Origin of the sequence: Marinimicrobium koreense, from assembly GCF_003762925.1 — a bacterium.
Taxonomy (GTDB): Bacteria; Pseudomonadota; Gammaproteobacteria; order Pseudomonadales; family Cellvibrionaceae; genus Marinimicrobium; species Marinimicrobium koreense.
The window spans coordinates 2,053,489-2,073,533 of the sequence record NZ_RJUK01000001.1; the positions used below are offsets into that span (position 1 = coordinate 2,053,489).

A 20,045-nucleotide genomic window follows, 5' to 3' on the forward strand; every position below is an offset into this window, starting at 1 on the left:
GCGAACCACGGCAGTATCCGTAGGGCGGATAAGCGAAGCGCATCCGCCGCAACCAACACACAACCCCGCCGCTCCCATACCCCCAATCTACTGCCCAAGGACCGGCCAAACCATACCGCTCTTGGGGTATACCATTGGTTCATTGGTGGATAAGGCCCGAAAGGCCGTCATCCACCATCACGCTTTATAACTGCGCCAAGGCCCAATCAAACACACACTGATCCTCGGCATCCACCTGTCCCTGCATCTGCTTGAGGCTGTCCATCAAGGCCTCCACATTGGGTCGGTGCAGATTCACATGCCCCACCTTGCGCCCGGGGCGAATTTCCTTCGCGTACCAATGCACATGGGTACCGGTCACCCCGAGCCACTCGGTGCGCCAATCCCGCCCGAGCAGGTTGTACATCATGGTGACTCCGTACACTTCCGGAGTGATCAGCGGCAGGTCTGCCACGGCCCGCAAATGCAGCTCAAACTGGCTGATATCCGCCCCGGCCTGGGTCCAGTGGCCGGAGTTATGTACCCGGGGCGCCAGTTCGTTGACCAGCAGGTGTCCTTCTTCCACAAAGCACTCCATGGCCATCACACCGACATAGCCCTGATCATCCATAATACGACCGAGCCATTCCTCGGCCAGTTGCTGCTGCTCGGCGGGCACATCCAGATTGCCCACGCTCGCCCGCAATATGCCGCTCTCGTGCCAATTACGGGTGAGCGGATAGAAAACCTTCTCTCCAGCACGATTGCGCGCGCCCACCAGAGAAACCTCGTGGCTGAAGGGAATCATCGCCTCGGCGATACACTCATTGGCCCACTCGGCCAGCACCGGCTCGCCCGGCTGCCAGCGCCATTGGCCACGACCGTCGTAGCCTCCGCGGCGACGCTTGATCACCGCCGGGCAGCCCAGTTCATCGAGCTGTGCGGCCATGCCCGCCTCGTCCCCCAGGGACACCCAGGGGGCGGTGGGCACATTGAGTCGATCCAGCAGGCTTTTCTGCCGCTCCCGGTCGATCACCGAGTGCAGTGCCGTGGCGTTGAGAAAATTCGGGTGGTCTTTCAGTTGCACACCGCGCGGAGAGTCCGGCCAATGCTCCAGCTCGACGGTAATCACATCGCTGTCGCGCAGCTCCAGCCGGTCATCACTGGTGGGATTGACCGGCATCACTTCGATCTGCATGGGCGCGGCGGCCTGCTGCAGCATTTGGCCCAACTGACCGTTACCGGCCACGATAATACGCGGAACACTCATGAGGCTTATTCGCTCCTCGGATCGGGATTGTCCAGTACGGTCTGCGACTGCTGCTGGCGCCAGGCGGCGATGCGTCCGGCCAGCTCGGCATCGTCGGTCGCCAGAATCTGGGCCGCCATCAGGCCGGCATTGAATGCACCGGCACCGCCGATGGCCAGGGTACCCACCGCAACGCCTCGGGGCATCTGCACAATGGACAGCAGGCTGTCCTGACCATTGAGCGCCTTACTCTGCACCGGCACACCCAGCACCGGCAGAATGGTCTTGGCGGCGATCATGCCCGGCAGATGGGCGGCGCCGCCGGCACCGGCCACAATCACCTTGTAGCCCTGGTCCGCCGCGGTTTCGGCAAACTGGAACATTTTGTCCGGCGTGCGGTGGGCCGAGACCACTTCGGCGTGGTATGCCACCCCCAGAGTATCCAGAATCTGGGCCGCTTCGGCCATGGTGGGCCAGTCGGACTTTGAGCCCATCACAATGGCCACTTTCGTTGCCGTTACCGCTTTGTCTGCCATAGCGCTCTCCAATAAACGCCGCCGGACGGTGGTCAAGCCACCCCCGGCGAGGGGTCCCGGCACAGACCGGGAAATGGAAAAAGGGCGGGATTATAGCAAGGGATCCCCGAAATTGCCTGTTTTTCCGCCCAACGGGGCGCCTATTTAGGCAATGTGTTATCGTCCTCGTGTCATGCCATTTTGAGGAGTTCGCGATGGACGACAGAGACAGCCTGCTGCAGGCGCTGGACGACACCCACCATCGGATGCACGAATTGGTGGAGGCCCTGGGCAATGACCGCCTTCAGGTGCCCTACCGCCCCGGCGTCAATCCGCCGCTGTGGGAGTTCGGTCACTGCGCCTTCTTTTACGAAGTCTTTGTGCGCAAGGCGCTGGACGGAGTGGCCTCTTACGACCCCTCAATGGACGAAATCTGGGACTCCTTCCACCTGGACCACGAAGACCGCTGGCGGGCCGACCTGTTTCCCGGCAAGGCGGACACCCTGCGCTACGTGGACGCCATTCACCAGGCCATACGTCAACGTATCCTGGAGCAGCCCCTCACGGATCAGGCCCACTACCTGACCAAATACGCCATCTTCCACCAGAATATGCATCTGGAGTCGATGATCTGGTGCCGTCAGACCGAGGGTTACCCGGTGCCACCGGGCAGCCGCCCCGAACCGACCGCGAGCGCTGATCCCGCCGCTCTGGGCGATGCGGACATCCCTGCCGGGCGCTACACCATCGGTATGCCGGCCCATTCCCCGGAGTACGCCCGGCGCGACTTTGCCTTCGATAATGAAAAGCCCGGCTTTGAAGTGCACGTCCCGGCCTTTCGTATTGCCCGAACCCTGGTCAGCAACGGCGACTTCCGACGTTTTGTCGAGGACGGAGGCTACCAGCGGCCCGAGCTCTGGACCCAGGGCGGGCGCAAATGGCTGACCACCGAACAGGATCTGAACTTTGGCAGCGGCGCCCCTCAACGCGGTACGCCAACCCATCCCTATTATTGGCGCAAGACCGACAGGGGCTGGGAGGAGCGGCATTTCGACCAGTGGCGCCCTCTCCATGACGACTACCCGGTCAAGCATGTGACCTACTGGGAGGCCGAGGCCTACTGCCGCTGGGCGGGCCGCCGTCTGCCCAGCGAAGTCGAATGGGAAGTGGCCGCCCTGGGCAACCGTCCCGGCGAGCCGCATCGGCGCTACCCCTGGGGGGATACGCTGGATTCAAGCCGGGTGGATATGGACGGTACCGGTCTGGCCAGCCAGCCAGTCACCGCCCTGCCCGGGGGTGACAGCCCCTTCGGCTGCCGCCAGATGCTGGGCACCCTCTGGGAGTGGACCCGCGACCAGTTTTTCCCCTACGACGGCTTCGCCATCGACATGTACCCCTTTATGTCCACCCTGCAGTTTGGCGACCACAAAGTCACCAAAGGCGGCTCCTGCGGCACCTCATCGCGGTTGATCCGGGGCAGCTACCGCCAGGCCTACCTGCCCAACCGACACGATGTGTTTGTGGGCTTTCGCACCTGCGCCCTTGATGAGTAACCCATGACCGACAATCCTTACGAGACCGACGAACTGCTCGGCCAATACCTGGATTTCCACTACGGCCCCGGTCACTTTGACGTGCCTAACTACCCGAAGGCCTGTATCGAGCAGGCCCTGGCCCACCACACCGGCACAACCGGGCGGGCCCTTGACCTGGGTTGCGCCGTGGGCCGCAGCAGCTTTGAACTGGCCCGTCGGTTCGACGAAGTCATCGGCATCGACCTGTCCCGACGCTTTATCGACAGCGCCACCCGATTGGCCGAGCAGGGCCAACTTCAATATCAGGTCACCCTCGAGGGTGAGCTTATCGAACGCCGAACGGCAGATCTCGCGGCACTGGAACTGAGCAACACCGCCGGGCGCACCCGCTTTCAGGTCGGCGATGCCTGCGCACTGGATGACACTCTGGGCCGCTTCGATCTGATCTTCGCCGGCAACCTGATCGACCGGCTGCCCGATCCCGCCGCGTTTCTCGCCCAGTTGCCTGCACTAGTCCGCCCCGGCGGCCTGCTGATGATCACCTCCCCCTACACCCTGCTACCGGAGTTCACGCCCCGGGAACGCTGGATCGGCGGGTTCGAGAGAAACGGGCAACCGGTCCGCATGCTCGACGGCCTGCGCCACCACCTGGAGCCGGACTTTGTGCTGCTGGAACCCACCCGGGATATTCCCTTTGTGATCCGGGAAACCACCCGCAAGTACCAACACACGGTAGCCGAAGCAAGCCTGTGGAGAAGAGCTTGAGTGCTCTCAGTCGACCGATACACCTGCCCCTAAAGTCACGCTTGAGAGGCAACTACCAAGAATTTCTTAGTAGTTCGCCAACAGCGACGACCGCTAGTGCACCCCATCCCCACCGGACAGATCGATGCCCAGCGCCCTGAGCTGCCGCTCCAGGCGGTGGTCCCGACTCTGGCGCCAACGCTGGTAGAGCTGCAGCACATCCGCCGCATCAAACACCCGTTGGCGGGAGCAGGCGTCGGCGATCAACGCCAGCATGCGGGCGAAAGCCGCCGCCAGCTCCGAAAAGATATGCCGATTCTGAGGGGCATTTTCGGACAGGTAATCGTAAGCGCCGCCGCCCATGCCGATAAAGTAATCCTGATGAATACCCCGACGGGCATAGTTCTCCGGAAACAGCGCCCCCATGAAGAGCGCCAGATCGCCGAGCTGGCGCAGAATCAGGCAACGCTCCCGAGCGGAGCCCGCCTCGTGGGCGTCCTTGTACAACATCGCCAGCGGGCGAATGGTCATGGCCCCACCCTCGTAGCTGTACAACTGATCGGTATCGCCAAAGCGGGCCAGCATGCCGCCCACATACCAAAGAGTATCCTCGTGGGGCGGCGGGTCCAACTGCTCGGAAGAGACATGCAAACGCTCGCGGAAATAATCGGCCAGGGTCACATTGTCGGTTTGGGTCAGTAACACCATACATCAGTCTCCCAATCGTTCTTTCACTCTTATTAGATAGAATAATTTATAGCTAAATTCCATTTATTGCAGCGGACTTTTAAGAAGAAAAAGTCATAAAAAATATCTCTTCACGCCTCTTGAAAACCGTAAAACGGCTCCTATTTTGCGAATCAGGAGGGTTGGCAACCACCGCCCTCCGACCTTCTTATTTCATATCGGTTTCGATGCCTTATTCAGGTTTGTACGGAGGACATTCAATGAGTATCAAACCGTTATACGACCGAGTGGTGGTCAAGCGCCTGGCCGCGGAAACCACCAGCAAAGGTGGCATTGTCATCCCCGACAAGGCCGCGGAAAAATCCACCCAGGGCGAAGTGGTCGCCGTGGGTGACGGCGCCCTGCTTGACAACGGCCAACTGCGTCCGCTGTCGATCAAGGTGGGCGACCGTATTGTGTTTGGCCAGTACGCCGGATCTGAAATCAAAATGGAGGGAGACACCTACCTGATCATCAAGGAGTCCGACATTCTGGCTGTGGTTGAACAACCCCGTGCACAGGAGAAAGCCGCATGAGTGCCAAAACCGTCAAATTCTCCACCGACGCCCGCGAGCGGATGCTCAGTGGCGTGAACATTCTGGCCAACGCCGTCAAAGCCACCCTCGGCCCGAAAGGTCGCAACGTGGTGCTGGAAAAAAGTTTCGGCGCCCCCCGGGTGACCAAAGACGGCGTTTCCGTCGCCAAGGAAATCGAGCTGAAAGACAAGTTCGAAAACATGGGCGCCCAGATGGTCAAGGAAGTGGCCTCCAAGACCGCCGATGTCGCCGGTGACGGTACCACCACCGCCACCGTTCTGGCCCAGGCCCTGGTGCGCGAGGGCCACAAAGCCATCTCTGCCGGCATGAGCCCCATGGACCTCAAGCGCGGTATCGACGCCGCCGTCAAGGCCGCCGTGGAAGAGCTGGGCAAACTGGCCAAACCCTGCGATGACAACAAATCCATCGGTCAGGTGGCCACCGTCTCCGCCAACTGGAATACCGACATTGGCGACATTCTGGCCAAGGCCATGGACAAGGTCGGCCGGGACGGCGTGATCACAGTCGAGGAAGGCAAGTCCCTGGAGAATGAACTGGATGTGGTCGAGGGTATGCAGTTTGATCGCGGCTACCTCTCGCCCTACTTCATCACCAACCAGGAGAAAATGCAGGTCGAGCTGGACAACCCCTACGTGCTGCTGTTCGACAAAAAGATCAGCAACATCCGCGACCTGCTCCCGGTACTGGAAGCCGTGGCGAAGGCCAACCGCCCGCTGTTGCTGATTGCCGAGGACGTGGAAGGCGAAGCCCTGGCGACCCTGGTGGTCAACAACCTGCGCGGCATCCTCAAGGCCGCCGCCGTCAAAGCCCCGGGCTTCGGCGATCGGCGCAAGGCCATGCTGCAGGACATCGCCATCCTCACCGGTGGTACCGTCATCTCCGAGGAAGTGGGCCTGAGCCTGGAGAAAGTGGAACTGGAACAGCTCGGCAGCGCCAAGCGCGTGGTGATCAACAAGGAGAACACCACCATCGTCGACGGCGCCGGCAAGAAGGCCGACCTGGACGCCCGCGTCCAGCAACTGCGTAAGGAAATCGACAACAGCACCTCGGACTACGACCGCGATAAACTCCAGGAGCGGGTGGCCAAACTGGCCGGCGGCGTAGCGGTGATCAAGGTCGGGGCCGCCACCGAAGTGGAAATGAAGGAGAAGAAGGACCTGGTGGACGACGCCTTCCACGCCACCCGTGCCGCCGTGGAAGAAGGCATCGTCCCCGGCGGCGGCGTCAGCCTGATTCGGGTCGCCGACGCCATTCGGAAGTCCGGCCTCAAGGGCGCCAACGAAGACCAGAACACCGGCATTCGCATCGCCCTGCGCGCCATGGAAGAACCCTTCCGGCAGATCGTCGCCAATGCCGGCGTCGAGAGCAGTGTCGTCCTGGAAGGTGTGCGCAAAAACGACAGCACCACCTGGGGCTACAACGCCCAGACCGGCGAGTACGTCGACATGATCGAGCAGGGCATCATCGACCCGGCCAAGGTCACCCGCTCGGCGCTGCAGAACGCCGGCTCGGTCGCGGGCCTGATCCTCACCACCGAAGTGATGGTGGCGGACAGCCCGAAGGACGAGAAGTCCGCGGGGGCACACGCGCACGACTTCGAGTGATTCGTTCCTTCAACACTCATCGCATTGGGGCCGAAAGGCCCCTTTTTTTGTTTACACCACCCTTAGATGAGTGAGCACTCAGCATAGTGTATGCTGGAGGTCTTTGACCCCGTTTCAGCGAACCGAGGCCCGCTCATGCATCAACCCGAACAACCCATCCTGCGCGATATCGTGTTAATTGGCGGTGGCCACAGTCATGTGGGGGTACTCAAACGCTTCGCCATGAAACCCGAGCCCGGGGTGCGGCTGACGGTGATCTGCCGGGATACGCACACGCCCTACTCCGGCATGCTGCCCGGCTATATTGCCGGACACTACAGCTACGATGAAGTGCACATTGATCTGCGCCGACTGGCGGAGTTTGCCGGCGCGCGGTTTTTCAGTGATGAAGCGGTCAATATTGATCGGGCCAATCAGAAAGTCATCTGCCGCGGTCGGCCGCCGGTGCCCTACGATCTGCTCTCCATCAATATCGGTTCCACCCCTCAGGTCAGCCGGGTGCCCGGCGCGGAGCAGCACGCGGTACCGGTCAAACCCATCTATCAGTTCAATGACAGCTGGCAACAGTTGCTCGACCGGGTGACCCATCATCCCGGCATCACCCGGGTGGCCGTCGTGGGCGGTGGCGCGGGCGGCGTGGAGCTGGTGCTTGCCATGCAATATCGCCTGACCCGCGAGCTTCAGGCCATGGGGCGCGATCCCGAAGAACTGGTATTCGACCTTTACACCCGCGATGAAAAAATTCTGCCCACCCACAACCAGAAGGTGCGCAATCACTTTCATCAGGCACTGGCGATGGGCGAGATCAACCTCTACACCAACGCCGAAGTCACCGCCGTGGACGCCGGGCGACTGCACACCGAAGACGGCTATTGGCACGAGGCGGACGAAGTGGTCTGGGTAACCAGTGCCGGCGGCGCCGCCTGGCTGAAGGAGACCGGCCTGGAACTGGATGACAACGGCTTTATTCAGGTGCGCGACACCCTGCAATCCATGAATGATCCGAAGATTTTTGCCGCCGGGGATATTGCCACTCAGGTAAATCATCCCCGCGAGAAAGCTGGCGTGTTTGCTGTGCGTCAGGGACGCCCGATGGCGGACAACCTGCGCCGGGCCGTGCTGGGCCAACCGCTCAAACCCTATCGCCCCCAGAAAAAATGGCTGGCCCTGATTAGCACCGGCAATCAGCACGCGGTGGCATCCCGGGGCGGCTTTTACGCCGCCGGGGATTGGGTGTGGCGCTGGAAGGATTCGATTGACCGGCGCTTCATGGCCAAGTTTAACGAACTGCCGCCGATAGACGAGCAGGCCATGGCACCGACCAAGCCGAGCCGCGTACCACTGGAAAAAGACGAACAGGACCAGGCCATCTCCGCCATCGCCATGCGCTGCGGCGGCTGCGGAGCCAAGGTGGGGGCGACGGTGCTGTCCCGCGCCCTCTCCACCCTCAAGCCCGTGGAGCGGGACGAAGTGCTGGTGGGCCTGCACGCGCCCGACGATGCCGCCGTGGTGAAAATTCCCGCCGGCAAAGCGGCGGTCCACACCATCGATTTTTTCCGCGCCTTTATTGACGACCCCTATGTGTTCGGCAAAATTGCCGCCAATCACGCCCTGGGGGATGTGTTCGCCATGGGCGCCGAAGCCCAGACCGCCACCGCCGTGGCCACGGTGCCTCAAGGGCTGGAATCGAAAGTGGAAGACACGGTGTACCAGATGATGACTGGCGCGCTGGAGGTGTTGAACGATGCCAACTGTACCTTGGTGGGCGGTCACACCGGCGAGGGCAAAGAGCTGGCGTTGGGTTTTGCGGTCAACGGACTGATTGATGAAAACGACACGGCGCTGACCAAGGGCGGCCTTCAGCCCGGCCAGGTGCTGTTGCTCACCAAACCCATCGGCACCGGCACCCTGTTTGCCGCCCTGCCGCAACTGAAAATCAAAGGCCGCTGGATCGACGCAGCGCTCGCCAGCATGTGCGTTTCCAACCGACTGGCGGCGCAATGCCTGCGCGAGTATGGCTCAACGGCCTGCACCGACCTGACCGGCTTCGGCCTGCTGGGCCACCTGGTGGAAATGACCCGCGCCTCAGGCGTGGATGCCGAACTGAAGTTGGAGGTACTGCCGCTGCTGGAAGGCGCCGAAGAGACCGTCGCCGCTGGCGTACTCAGCTCCCTGCAACCGGCCAACGTCCGCCTGCGCCGCGCCATCAAGGATCAGGACCAGTGGGTCGACCACCCCCGCTATCCGCTACTGTTCGACCCCCAAACTGCCGGCGGCCTGCTCGCCTCCATTCCCGCCGATCAGGCGGACGCCTGCGTAGCGGCGCTACATTCTCTGGGCTACCCTCACACCCGGATCATCGGCCGGATTCTGCCCGAAGGCGATGCGCTGGAGCCGGTTCATTTGCGGTAGTCGCCGACGCGGCACGAATCGTAGGGTGGCATAAGGCCAAAGGCCGTCATCCACCGTTACCCTAAGGGTCAAAACTTGACCTCTCAACGGGTTCAAGGCTACCCTGGCCGATAACACGGTCCCCGCCTCTTGGTTTCCAGCGAAACCTACGCGGGGATTCTTATTTCCGGGCTTCGCTAGCTCAGCAACACCGACAGTGCGCCCGTGGTCATCAGAACGATGGCGACCAGCATCAAAAAAACGAGCAGTACCAACTCGACATAGCAAAGCGCCACCAAAAATCTGCTCAGTGGCAGTGTTTCATTGAACCCCTTAAATCGTTTCCACTTGGCCATCTTAGGAACGACTACCAACATCATGTAACCCATCGTTTTGACCACGGTAAATGGCCATATTGTCAGAACCGTCAATTCTTTCCTGTGAAAGTAAGGCTCTTGAAAGAGAAGCGGGTCGAGCCGGGTTATCAGCATGTTGTGGAGTACCAAACCAATGACGATAGCCGCTGGCGTGATCACCAGCGTCGGAAAGATAGAGTAATACCCTACTGTACTCACTACATCCAAAATCGTTTGCATCAACCAACCTTCCCTGAAGCGCTTCTTTCCCCTACGGTAAGCACAGGTATGCTCCTCTAGCTTAGAAGTACAGACAATGCCCCTGTGGTTATCATGACGATGGCAACCAGCATCAACAGAACGAGCAGCATCAGCTCGATATAGCACAGCGCCACCAAAAACCAAGCCAGCGGCAGAGCTTCCTTGAACCCTTTGAATCGCTTCCATTTGGCCATTTTCGGGCACGTCACCAGAAGAATGTATGCCATCGTTTTCAACCAAGTCAGTGGCCATACGACATAGATTCTCAGCTCTTTTTGGTGGAAGTATGGCTCCTTGAAGAGAATTGGATCCAAACGGCTTGCCAATGTGTTGTGAAGCACCAATCCGACGGCCACCGACAATACAATCAGCGGAACCGCCGGGATTACGGAGTACACGCCGATGGTGTTGATGAGCTCAAGTGCGTTCTGCATTGTGGAATGGACTCCCGTTATTATCAAAGTCGCATCGAGAGGCCTGGCGCGACGATTCGCCCTCGCGTCGAACTCTCTTTCTTAGCGCACAGCATGCTCACACCGGTCGCGGTGGTAAGGTCAATGGGGGTTCCCAGCGAATCATACATATTGCGTGCTGCTCGACCTGAGCCGTAGCTGACGGCTGCCACACCCGCTGCAATAACCAGGGATGCCACCCAGCCCACCGGAGTGGATGCAAAGGCAACCGCGATCGAAACACCGGCGGCTGCGCCCAGCCCAACCGCTGTTGCGGTAATCGTCTCGACCAGAATACCGCTTTTCTCTGCTTTGGATTCCGCTTCAGCGATCTGATCACACGCCATTTTGAGAGACACGGCCGTCAACACAATTCCACCCGCCGAAGCTAGCTTTGATGCACTCACCAGCTTTCGCGCCTGCTGCTTTAACGGCGCGACCGATTCGGCTCCGGCCTTGCGGGTGATCCTCAATACCTCGGATAGATCGGAGGTGCCGTTGAGTAGCCATTGGGTGGGGCCGAGCTTTTGGCTGAGTTGACTCACCAGCTTGCGTCGGCGGTAGTCGTACTGGCCTTTGGTGAGGTCGCCCGCCTTGTAGCTCTCGTAATTCTCAACCATTTCCCGCAATAGCGGGGCATTGTTCTTGAAGGTGCGATCCAGCGCGGCCAACTTGGCGCTGGAGCCACCCATGATCAGCGGTGTCAGCAGCGAGGTGACTTCCCGCTCCGCCGGGGAGGCGCTGGCCCAATGATTGTTCAAGGTGATAAACCAATCGTCCGACGCGCTGAGGTGATGGGGAAATCCCTTAGGCGCGGCGCAATATTGCCGTGGGACATCCAGCTTTAGTAGCTGACCGGCGTAAATGGTGTTGGCGTTCTTAGCGGAACGGTTATTGGCCACGATACGCTGAATCCAATCTTGCTGTTGCTGTGGGTTCATCGGACCGTAGTAGCGCTTAACGATGGCGCTTAGTGTATCACCGGGTTGGATCTGGTAGACGATAACATCCGTTTCTGACGATATGGCGGGATGGTTCATAGCGGCTCCTTGTCAGGCTATCCTTACGACGTTAGCTGCGGCTAAATTACCAAAGGGTAACCGGGCTCGCAAGCCATTTTGTTTTTTGTCAATTTCCTTTCAAAAGGACGCTGAAAAGGGTGATAAACATCACACTTTTCAGCGTGAAAAGAAGGCCAATTGCTTGTTAATAATTCAAAGCCCCTCTCCCCATGCTGTCAGCCAGTTAAGTTTAGCGCTTCGCCAGCTTCGATTGACGGGCTCTCTGTTGATTGCACATGGCCTGAATGATGCATTTGGTGCAGATATCGCGCTCGGACAATACCTTTTTGTTCATGGGCTCATTCCCGCAATTTCAGGCGACGTGGTGACTGTACCTTAAAGTTGTGTGGAGTTCACGGGAGGTGGGTTATTACGGCGGATGCGCGGTCCGGGGCGTTGGGTTACGGCGGATGCGGCCTTTGGCCTTATGCCGCCCTACGCGGGTGTTGTGGCATGCGTCGGGCCGATCCACCGTTATTTGCAAGGTTACTTGCCGTCGAGGCCTTCCAGCAGGCCGGCCATGTCGTCGGCGTGCTCTTCTTCCTGGGCGAGGATGTCTTCAATGATACGGCGGGAGGTGGGGTCCTGGTCGCCGAGGTAGGCGGCGATTTCCCGGTAGCTGTCGATGGCGATGCGTTCGGCCACCAGGTCTTCCACGACCATTTCCCGCAGGGTATCGCCTTCCACAAATTCCGCATGTGAGCGGGTCTGCAGCCCTTCCGGGGAAAAGTTCGGTTTGCCGCCCAGTTGCACGATGCGCTCGGCGAGCCAGTCGGCGTGCTGCTCTTCCTGCTGGGCGTGTTCCAGAAACTCCTGGGCCGCCACTTCGGCGTTGATACCCTCGGCGCGATAATAGTGGCTCTTGTAGCGCAGGGTGCAGACGATCTCGGTGGCCAGGGCCTCGTTGAGAACCTTTATCACATTGTCCCGGTTGGCCTTGTAGCCCTCGGTGACAGCCCCCTGCTCAATGTGCTTTCTGGCGCGTTCGCGCAGGGTTTTCACATCGGTCAGAAACGGTTGATCGGTCATAACTACCTCTCTTTCAGAATGGATAGGTTCAGCATAGCAGCTCGGTCAAGCCGGCGTTTCCGAACCACCTACCCTCCTTACGACAACTCTGACCCGGCAGACGTGCCCTGATCGCCGGGGCGCGCAAATCCGTACCCATGGTCTACACTGTAACGATAACAAGCAGTACCGGTAATACCGTGGTTTCCAGACCTGTCCTCAGCGATACCCCTGCCGCGACTGGCGCTCCCTGCGCTGAGCGGTAGGCCAACGAAGGAGATGCAAGGTGATCAAACGCATAGCGGTCGGCATTGTCGGCTTAATCATCCTGGGTTTTATTGTTCTGTTATTGCTCGCTTGGGAGGGCAGTATCGAGCCCCAGTCGCCGCCCTCGGCGGATAGCTTCTCGCAGGAGCAGATTGACCGGGGCCAGGTCATGGCCGGCATCGGCAACTGCCAGAGCTGTCACACCACCGACCCCGATCAGCCCTACGCGGGCGGTCTTGCCTTCGAGACGGAGTTCGGCACCCTCTATTCCACCAACATCACTCCGGACCCGGAGTCCGGTATCGGTCAGTGGTCCCAGGAGGCGTTCAACCGGGCCATGCGCGAAGGGGTCTCCCGGGATGGATCGCACCTGTTCCCCGCCTTTCCCTATACCCACTTTGCCAATGTCAGCGACGCGGATCTGGAAGACCTCTACGCTTACATGATGACCCGCGAAGCGATCAACGCGGAGCCGCCGGAGAATACCCTGCGCTTCCCGTTCAGCATTCGCATGCTGCAGGCCGGCTGGAAGCTGCTCTACTTCGACGGCGCCACTCTCGAAGAGGATGCCAGCCGCGGAGAGTACCTGGCCGAAGGCCTGGGGCACTGCTCTGCCTGCCATACGCCGCGCAATTCGGTTGGCGCAGAGGCCGACGGGCAAGACTACGACGGGGCCTTCGTCAACGGCTGGTTCGCGCCGGCACTGAGCGACAACCACAGCACCCCGGTGGGTTGGACCGAAGACGAGCTGTTCCTGTACCTGCGCAACGGCGTATCCATCTACCACGGTGTCGCCGCCGGCTCCATGGCCGATGTGGTGCATCAGGGGCTGGTTGAGGCCAGCGATGACGACATTCGGGCCCTGGCCCGCTATTTCCATACGGTTACCGGTGGCAGCGACGCGGCCCAGGCGGGCAGCCAGGCCGCCCGGGCGATTCGCACCGCCCAGGAGCGCAGCGCCGGCACCCTGAGCCGGGGGGAGGAACTGTTCACCTACGGCTGCGCCAGTTGCCACTACAACAATCCGGATGAGCCCAGCATCATGCGCCCGGACATGAGCCTGAACAGCGCCGTGACCGCCGATGACCCGACCAACCTGATCCGCTTCACGCTGGAAGGCATCTCCGACGAGGCCGGTATTCAGGGCGTCGTGATGCCGGGCTACACGGACTGGAGCAATGACGATCTGGTGGCCCTGTTCACATTCCTGCGCGACACCCACACCGATCGCCCCGCCTGGGACAATCTCGAACAACGTATTCAAGCGCTGCGCGATAACGCCGGCAACGGGAAGGAGTAACAGACCATGAGCACCACATTCACCCTCAATGGGCAAAAGGTCACTCTGGAGGTGACCGACGACACCCCGCTGCTCTGGGGCATTCGCGATGACGCCGGCATGACCGGCACCAAGTTCGGCTGCGGCATCGGCCTGTGCGGCGCCTGCACCGTGCTGGTCAACGGCCGGGCCACCCGCTCCTGCATTACGCCGGTCAGCCAGGTGGCCGGGGCCGAGGTCACCACCATCGAGGGGCTGGACGAGAACGGCCAGCACCCCCTGCAGAAAGCCTGGGTGGAAACCCAGACGCCGCAATGCGGTTACTGCCAGTCCGGGCAGATCATGCAGGCCGCGGCCATGCTCAAGGACTTTCCCAACCCCACCGATGAGCAGATCGACCAGGTGATGAGCGGCAACCTGTGCCGCTGCATGGCCTATGTGCGCATCCGGGAAGCCATCAAAATCGCCGCCACCGAAATGCGCGGCGGTGTCCAGATCCAGGAGGGTGCCTCCAATGAATAAGCTATTTCGCTCCTTGCTCAACCCCGATGTGGGCGCGGTCAATCACGGCCCCAGCCTGAGCCGCCGCGGCTTTCTGATCGGCGCCGCCGGTGCCGGCATCACCCTCGCCTTTTACCGCCCCGGGTTGAGTTTTGCCCAGCCGGAAGAGGTGATTGAAAACCAGACCTTTGAGCCGACCATCTGGTATCAGATCGAAAATGACGGGCGCATCATCGTCAACATTGCCGAGGCTGAAATGGGCCAGCATGTGGGCACTGCCCTGGCCCGCATTGTCGCGGACGAACTGGAAGCCGACTGGTCCAAGGTCGAACTGCACCACGTCGACAGCGATCCCAAATGGGGCCTGATGGTCACCGGTGGCAGTTGGTCGGTTTGGCAAAACTTTATGCCCCTCAGTCGCGCCGGTGCCGCCGGTCGGCAAGTGTTAATTGAAGAGGGCGCCAAACTGCTCGGCGTCAACGTCAGTCAGTGCCGCGCGCGCAACAGCGAAGTGATCGCGGGCAACCGCTCCATCAGCTACGCCGAGATCGTTCAGCGTGGCAACATGTCCCGCTCCTTCAGCGAAGACGAACTGGAAAAAATCCAGGTCAAAAAACCCGAAGACCGCCGCCTGATCGGTCAGGAAGCCCAGGCACTGGATATCCCCGATAAAACCGATGGTTCCAGTGTGTACGGCATCGATGCCAACGTCGAAAACATGGTGTACGGTCGGCCTCTGATTCCGCCCACCCGCTACGGTGCGAAGATCAACAGCATCGATGACAGCGAGGCGAAAAACGTCGAGGGTTACCTGCAGACCATTCAACTGAATGACCCGACCGACACCGTGCCCGGTTGGGCGGTGGTCATTGCCACCTCGTTTTACGCGGCGAGCAAAGCGGCCAGTAAAATCAAAGTGGACTGGACGCCGGGGGAAACCGCCAACGTCAGCGAGCAGGATATTCTCGATCGCGGTTTGGAATTGATTGAGAAAGGCGATGGCGGTGCACTGGTGGTGAATGAAGAAGGCGTGGACGACGCCTTCAGCAACGCCGATTCGGTGCTGGAAGAAGATTACATCGCCCACACCGTGTTGCACTTTCAACTGGAGCCGGTCAATGCCCTCGCCTATCAGAAAGACGGTATCTGGGAAATTCACACCGGCAACCAGTGGCAGTCCCTGATTCTGCCGACGCTGGCCAACGCGCTGGATGTACCGGAAAACAAAGTCATCATGCGTACCTATATGCTCGGCGGTGGTTTTGGTCGCCGGCTCAATGGCGACTACGCGGTGCCCGCGGCTCTGGCCTCAAAAGCGCTGAACCGCCCGGTGAAGCTGGTGTTCACCCGGGAAGACGACGCGCGCTTTGACTCGGTGCGCTCCCCCGCCTACCAGCGGGTGCGCATGGCCTTTGATGCCGAGGGCAACCCCACCGGCATGGAGCACCACGCCACCGCCGGCTGGCCCACACAGGTGATGGTGCCGGGCTTTATGCCCGCGGCCACCAATGGTGAGAAGTACGACCCCTTCGCCATTCAGGGCGCCGCTCACTGGTATTCGGTGGGGGCGCATCGGTTGCGGGCCATTTCCAACGACCTGGCCAACAAAACCTTTCGCCCCGGCTGGCTGCGCTCGGTGGGCTCGGGCTGGGTAAATTGGGCCCTGGAGTCTTTTATGGACCAGGCGGCCCGCAAGGCCGGGAAAGACCCGGTTGAGTTCCGTCTGGCCCTGCTGAAAGCGGAAGGCAAAAACGCCGGCGAAGCCCCCAACTCGGTGGGCGGCGCCAGCCGTCAGGCGAATGTGCTACGCCGGGTGCGGGAAATTTCCGAGTGGGGCCAGGAGATGCCGGCGGATACCGGCCTCGGTGTGGCCACCACTTACGGCCAGGAGCGCAACATGCCGACCTGGACGGCTTGCGTCGCCAAGGTGCATGTGGATCGCAATACCGGCAAGGTGACGCTGCAGAAACTGACGCTGGTGACCGATGCTGGCACGGTGGTGCATCCGGATGGTGCCCGGGCGCAGGTGGAAGGCGCGGCTTTGTGGGGTGCCAGTATGGCGCTGCATGAGGGGACGGTGTTTGAGAAGGGTGAGGTGAAGGATCAGAACCTGAATACTTATTCACCGATGCGGATTCGCGATGTGCCGGAGATTGAGATGGAGTTTGTGGACAGTACGGAGTTGTCGGTAGGCTTGGGTGAACCGGCAACCACGGTGGTCGGTCCGGCGATTGGCAACGCGATTTTCGCGGCGGTCGGAGTACGGATGACGGAGATTCCGATTCGACGCGAAGCGGTGTTGGCGGCTTTGAAAGCTTAGCTTGCCGACTTTTTAGTCCGATAGTCCGGTACGGGAAGGGGGACGTTGTTTCCAGACACGCCGTGAATACATCCATGTAGGCTCGGATCGCGGGTCCCCCGCTCTACGGTCTGGAAACAACGTCCCCCTTCCCGCACCTCAGTGCTTCGTAATAACGTCTCGCAGGGCACATGGCTCCTTTCGAAAAAACCGGAAGATAAAATGCATTCGCGTGGGAATTACCTCGGAGGTCGGAGGAGGGCACACCCTTTCAAGACCGTAAGCGGAGGGACTCCGCGCGTCGAGCCCCCAGGGATGGGTTTACGGCGTGTCTTGAAAGGGTGTGCCCTCCTCCGACCGGACGTTACAGAACACTCAAATCTTCAGGCCGATCCACGTCCCGCAACACCCCCACATCCGAAACAGGAATCAGACGGCAGGCGCTGTGGTGTTTTCTGATGATGGTGCGTGCACCCAGATCACCGTGGAGGTTGGCCAGCTCGGGCCAGAAGTCGCGGCCGAATAGTACCGGGTGGCCCGCATTGCCGTCGTAGACCGGGCGGATGATCGTGTCTTCCGTTGCGTGGCTCAACAACTCGCTGAACGCATCCGGTTTGATCCAGGGCATATCACCGAGAAGAACCGCCGCTGCAGTGGCGTCTTTGTTATCTACCTGTAGGTGCTGAAACGCGGCGGCGATGCTGGTGCCCAGACCAATGGGTTCTTCGGGAGCATAAATGACCGGCTCCGTCCCCAGCCCAAGATCGCGCTCTTCATCGTCGGAGCGGAGTACCACATAAAACGCTTCAAACACTGATCGGGTCATGGCAACCGTTGCCTGAAGTAGTGTCTGGCCTTCCGTGAGCTGGGCTCGACGTTTGTCCGCGCCGAACCGGGTGGAGTAGCCGGCGGCCATTATCAGGCCGACGACATCGTTGGAGGGGGTGAGGCTAGAGGGCATGGCGCGGTCGGCCCCGGTGCACTCGGATGATGTCGGCCATGACGGCCAGGGCGATTTCGGCGGGGGTTTTACTGCCTATCGCCAGGCCGATGGGCATGTGCAGGCGCTCGATATCCGCGTCGTTCAGTCCACCGGAGCGGCGCAGGCGTTCGGCGCGGTTAGCGGAGGTTTTGCGCGAGCCCATGACGCCGATGTAAAACGCCTCGGTGCGCACCGCTTCCATCATCGCCAGGTCGTCGATTCTCGGATCGTGGGTCAGAGCCACTACCGCCGTGGCGGCATGGGCGTGCTGCTCAATGTAGAGCGATGGCAGGACCGCCTCGACATTGACCCCCGGCACGTTAAAGGTGGCCACTTCGTCATCGCGTGGATCGCACACAATCACATCAAACCCCAGCGCTTGGGCAAACTCGGCGCAGGCAGCGGACACCGGGCTGATGCCGGCGATGATCAAGCGCAGCGTGGGGCCGACCCGGATGCGCACGGCCTGTTCATCACGCTCCACTCGCGGGCCGAGGGCCGAGCCCTCGACGAAGGTCGACTCACCATTGTCGAGCAGCACTGAGCGGATCAACGACTGCTGGCCCCGCATGGCCTCTCGCAACGTCTGAAGATGCGCGCGGTGTTCTTCCGTCGGGGTCAGTCGTTCAATCAGAACGTCGAGCACCCCACCGCAGGGAAGCGTGACCTTTGGGCCGGAGACTTCATCGTTGCCATAGCGGATCTGGGACAGCGGCTGATGAAAATCACCGGCGCGCAGTCGGGCCAGAAAATCTTCCTCGACGCACCCTCCGGACAGTGAGCCCACGTGTTGGCCGTCCGAGCGGGCCACCATCATGGAGCCGGGTTCACGCGGCGAGGAGCCAAAGGTGGCGAGAACGGTACACAGCCAGATGGGTTGGTCATTGTCCAGCCATTGTAGGGCCCGTTCGATGACTTGCAGGTCGAGGTGTTGCATGGTTTTTTCGCTTTGTTTCGGGTTTGGTTACAGCATAGCGGAGTTGTGTCGTATTGTCGTGGTTGTGGCGAGTGTCGGCAGGGTTGGGAACGGCGGATGCGCTTCGCTCCGAGACGTCGGACCGATCCGCCCTACGCGTACCACGGCAGTCTGCGTAGGGCGGATAAGCCAAAGGCGCATCCGCCGTAACCCAAGCCGCAGAGTGTTATTCGCTGGCGCCATACTTTAAGATGACTCATTCAATTAACGCAATTTATTCACCCTATGCCCTCATCCCTACCCCTGGTTTTTCACCCGGCCTACAGCTTCCCCTTCCCGGAGCGGCACCGGTTTCCCATGGCGAAGTTTGGTCTGTTGGCCGAGCACCTGCGCCGCATCGGTCTGCTGCGCCCGGAGAACAGCTTTCGGCCCGGGCCCTGCAAGCCGCTGTGGTTGGAGCAGACCCACTGCCCGGACTACCTGCAGCGCTTTATCTCTCGGGCCCAGTCACCTCGGGAACTTCGGCAGATGAACCTGCCCTGGAGCGAGGGGTTGGTCAAGCGCACGCTGATTGCGCCCTCGGGCACAGTGCTGGCCGCGCAGCTGGCACTTCATACCGGTCTGGCCTGCCATCTGGCCGGCGGCACTCACCACGCACACTATGACTACGCCTCGGGCTTCTGCATTCTGAACGATCTGGCGATAGCCACAAAGGTGCTGATTCGCCAGAGCGGTGTCGGGCGGGTGCTGATTTTTGACTGCGACGTCCATCAGGGGGACGGCACCGCCGCACTGCTGGCGGATGAGCCCCACGCCTTTACCTGTTCGCTGCACTGCGACAATAACTTTCCGTTCGACAAACAGCGCAGTGATCTCGATGTGCCGCTGCCCGATGGCATGGGGGATGAGGATTATCTGCGGGTGGTGATGGACACTCTCGAACAGGTACTTACGGATTTTCAGCCCGATATCGTCCTCTATGATGCGGGGGTAGACGTCTATGCCGGAGACCCGCTCGGGAGGCTGAACATCACGGAGGCGGGCATTCGTGAGCGGGATCGGCGGGTGTTGAGTGAATTGCTTAAACGGGATATTCCGGTGGCGACAGTGATTGGGGGCGGATACGATGATGACCGACATGCGTTAGCACGCCGACACGCGATTGTGGTGGAGGAGGCGGCGAAGTTACGGGGATGATGTTGTTGCAGTGAGTCGGTTGCGGCGGACGCGGGAACGTGAGGGAACGGCGGATGCGCTTCGCTTATCCGCCCTACGGATAGCACAGCAGTCGGCGTAGGGCGGATAAGCGAAGCGCATCCGCCGTTACCCAAACGCCCAAAAACACAAAGTACGCGTAGGGCGG

General features: G+C 60.7%; 18 protein-coding genes. 9 read left to right on the forward strand and 9 right to left on the reverse strand.

Features of this window, described 5'->3' with window-relative positions; genetic code table 11:
• Positions 1–184: 184 nt before the first annotated feature.
• A complete protein-coding gene (gene purK / locus EDC38_RS08975; RefSeq protein ID WP_123638209.1) occupies positions 185–1,249 on the reverse strand; it encodes a 5-(carboxyamino)imidazole ribonucleotide synthase in 1,065 nt (354 codons plus the stop codon).
• A gap of 5 nt (positions 1,250–1,254) precedes the next feature.
• Positions 1,255–1,764, reverse strand: a complete 510-nt coding sequence (gene purE, locus EDC38_RS08980; RefSeq protein WP_123638210.1) for a 5-(carboxyamino)imidazole ribonucleotide mutase — start codon at positions 1,762–1,764, stop codon at positions 1,255–1,257.
• A 194-nt stretch (positions 1,765–1,958) separates the two neighbouring features.
• On the opposite strand from purE, the gene senA reads away from it, so the two are divergent.
• Complete coding sequence (senA, locus tag EDC38_RS08985) at positions 1,959–3,296, forward strand: selenoneine synthase SenA (RefSeq protein ID WP_123638211.1); 1,338 nt, start codon at positions 1,959–1,961, stop codon at positions 3,294–3,296.
• Between the two features lie 3 nt (positions 3,297–3,299).
• Positions 3,300–4,043: a putative 4-mercaptohistidine N1-methyltransferase gene (locus tag EDC38_RS08990; RefSeq protein WP_123638212.1), complete on the forward strand. Its 744-nt coding sequence runs from the start codon at positions 3,300–3,302 to the stop codon at positions 4,041–4,043.
• A gap of 93 nt (positions 4,044–4,136) precedes the next feature.
• Here the strand turns inward: EDC38_RS08990 and EDC38_RS08995 are convergent, their stop codons facing one another.
• Complete coding sequence (locus EDC38_RS08995) at positions 4,137–4,730, reverse strand: hypothetical protein (protein ID WP_123638213.1); 594 nt, start codon at positions 4,728–4,730, stop codon at positions 4,137–4,139.
• Between the two features lie 239 nt (positions 4,731–4,969).
• On the opposite strand from EDC38_RS08995, the gene groES reads away from it, so the two are divergent.
• The 3 genes from groES (at position 4,970) to selD (ending at position 9,321) form a co-directional block, all read left to right on the forward strand.
• The gene (groES, locus tag EDC38_RS09000; protein ID WP_123638214.1) at positions 4,970–5,284 is read left to right on the forward strand and encodes a co-chaperone GroES; all 315 of its coding nucleotides are present in this window, start codon (positions 4,970–4,972) and stop codon (positions 5,282–5,284) included.
• Complete coding sequence (gene groL, locus EDC38_RS09005; protein WP_123638215.1) at positions 5,281–6,909, forward strand: chaperonin GroEL; 1,629 nt, start codon at positions 5,281–5,283, stop codon at positions 6,907–6,909. The genes groES and groL overlap by 4 nt, the downstream gene beginning before the upstream one ends.
• Before the next feature lie 135 nt (positions 6,910–7,044).
• The gene (gene selD, locus EDC38_RS09010; protein ID WP_123638216.1) at positions 7,045–9,321 is read left to right on the forward strand and encodes a selenide, water dikinase SelD; all 2,277 of its coding nucleotides are present in this window, start codon (positions 7,045–7,047) and stop codon (positions 9,319–9,321) included.
• 176 nt (positions 9,322–9,497) lie between these two features.
• Here selD and EDC38_RS09015 read toward each other — a convergent pair whose 3' ends face one another.
• The 4 genes from EDC38_RS09015 to EDC38_RS09030 all read right to left on the reverse strand — a co-directional run bounded on the left by EDC38_RS09015 (position 9,498) and on the right by EDC38_RS09030 (position 12,459).
• On the reverse strand, positions 9,498–9,896 hold the full coding sequence (locus EDC38_RS09015) for a hypothetical protein (RefSeq protein ID WP_123638217.1): 399 nt from the start codon (positions 9,894–9,896) through the stop codon (positions 9,498–9,500).
• A gap of 56 nt (positions 9,897–9,952) precedes the next feature.
• The gene (locus EDC38_RS09020) at positions 9,953–10,351 is read right to left on the reverse strand and encodes a hypothetical protein (protein ID WP_123638218.1); all 399 of its coding nucleotides are present in this window, start codon (positions 10,349–10,351) and stop codon (positions 9,953–9,955) included.
• A gap of 23 nt (positions 10,352–10,374) precedes the next feature.
• On the reverse strand, positions 10,375–11,409 hold the full coding sequence (locus EDC38_RS09025; protein ID WP_123638219.1) for a LysM peptidoglycan-binding domain-containing protein: 1,035 nt from the start codon (positions 11,407–11,409) through the stop codon (positions 10,375–10,377).
• 507 nt (positions 11,410–11,916) lie between these two features.
• Positions 11,917–12,459 (reverse strand): ferritin-like domain-containing protein, encoded by a 543-nt coding sequence (locus EDC38_RS09030; protein WP_123638220.1) that lies wholly within the window; start codon positions 12,457–12,459, stop codon positions 11,917–11,919.
• Positions 12,460–12,724: 265 nt separating this feature from the next.
• On the opposite strand from EDC38_RS09030, the gene EDC38_RS09035 reads away from it, so the two are divergent.
• Genes EDC38_RS09035 through EDC38_RS09045 form a run of 3 tightly spaced genes read left to right on the forward strand, consistent with a single transcriptional unit; the run spans position 12,725 to position 16,805 of the window.
• Complete coding sequence (locus EDC38_RS09035; protein ID WP_123638221.1) at positions 12,725–14,005, forward strand: cytochrome c; 1,281 nt, start codon at positions 12,725–12,727, stop codon at positions 14,003–14,005.
• A 6-nt stretch (positions 14,006–14,011) separates the two neighbouring features.
• Complete coding sequence (locus tag EDC38_RS09040; RefSeq protein ID WP_024461177.1) at positions 14,012–14,506, forward strand: (2Fe-2S)-binding protein; 495 nt, start codon at positions 14,012–14,014, stop codon at positions 14,504–14,506.
• Complete coding sequence (locus tag EDC38_RS09045) at positions 14,499–16,805, forward strand: xanthine dehydrogenase family protein molybdopterin-binding subunit (RefSeq protein ID WP_123638222.1); 2,307 nt, start codon at positions 14,499–14,501, stop codon at positions 16,803–16,805. Before EDC38_RS09040 ends, EDC38_RS09045 begins: the two co-directional genes overlap by 8 nt.
• A gap of 343 nt (positions 16,806–17,148) precedes the next feature.
• On the opposite strand, the gene EDC38_RS09050 is transcribed toward EDC38_RS09045, so the two are convergent.
• Both EDC38_RS09050 and EDC38_RS09055 read right to left on the reverse strand, forming a co-directional pair.
• Positions 17,149–17,745 (reverse strand): nucleotidyltransferase family protein, encoded by a 597-nt coding sequence (locus EDC38_RS09050; protein ID WP_123638223.1) that lies wholly within the window; start codon positions 17,743–17,745, stop codon positions 17,149–17,151.
• Entirely contained in the window at positions 17,735–18,703 is a 969-nt protein-coding gene (locus EDC38_RS09055) for an XdhC family protein (RefSeq protein WP_123638224.1), read from the reverse strand. The genes EDC38_RS09050 and EDC38_RS09055 overlap by 11 nt, the downstream gene beginning before the upstream one ends.
• A gap of 264 nt (positions 18,704–18,967) precedes the next feature.
• On the opposite strand from EDC38_RS09055, the gene EDC38_RS09060 reads away from it, so the two are divergent.
• Positions 18,968–19,879, forward strand: a complete 912-nt coding sequence (locus EDC38_RS09060; RefSeq protein WP_123638225.1) for a histone deacetylase family protein — start codon at positions 18,968–18,970, stop codon at positions 19,877–19,879.
• Positions 19,880–20,045 lie beyond the last annotated feature (166 nt).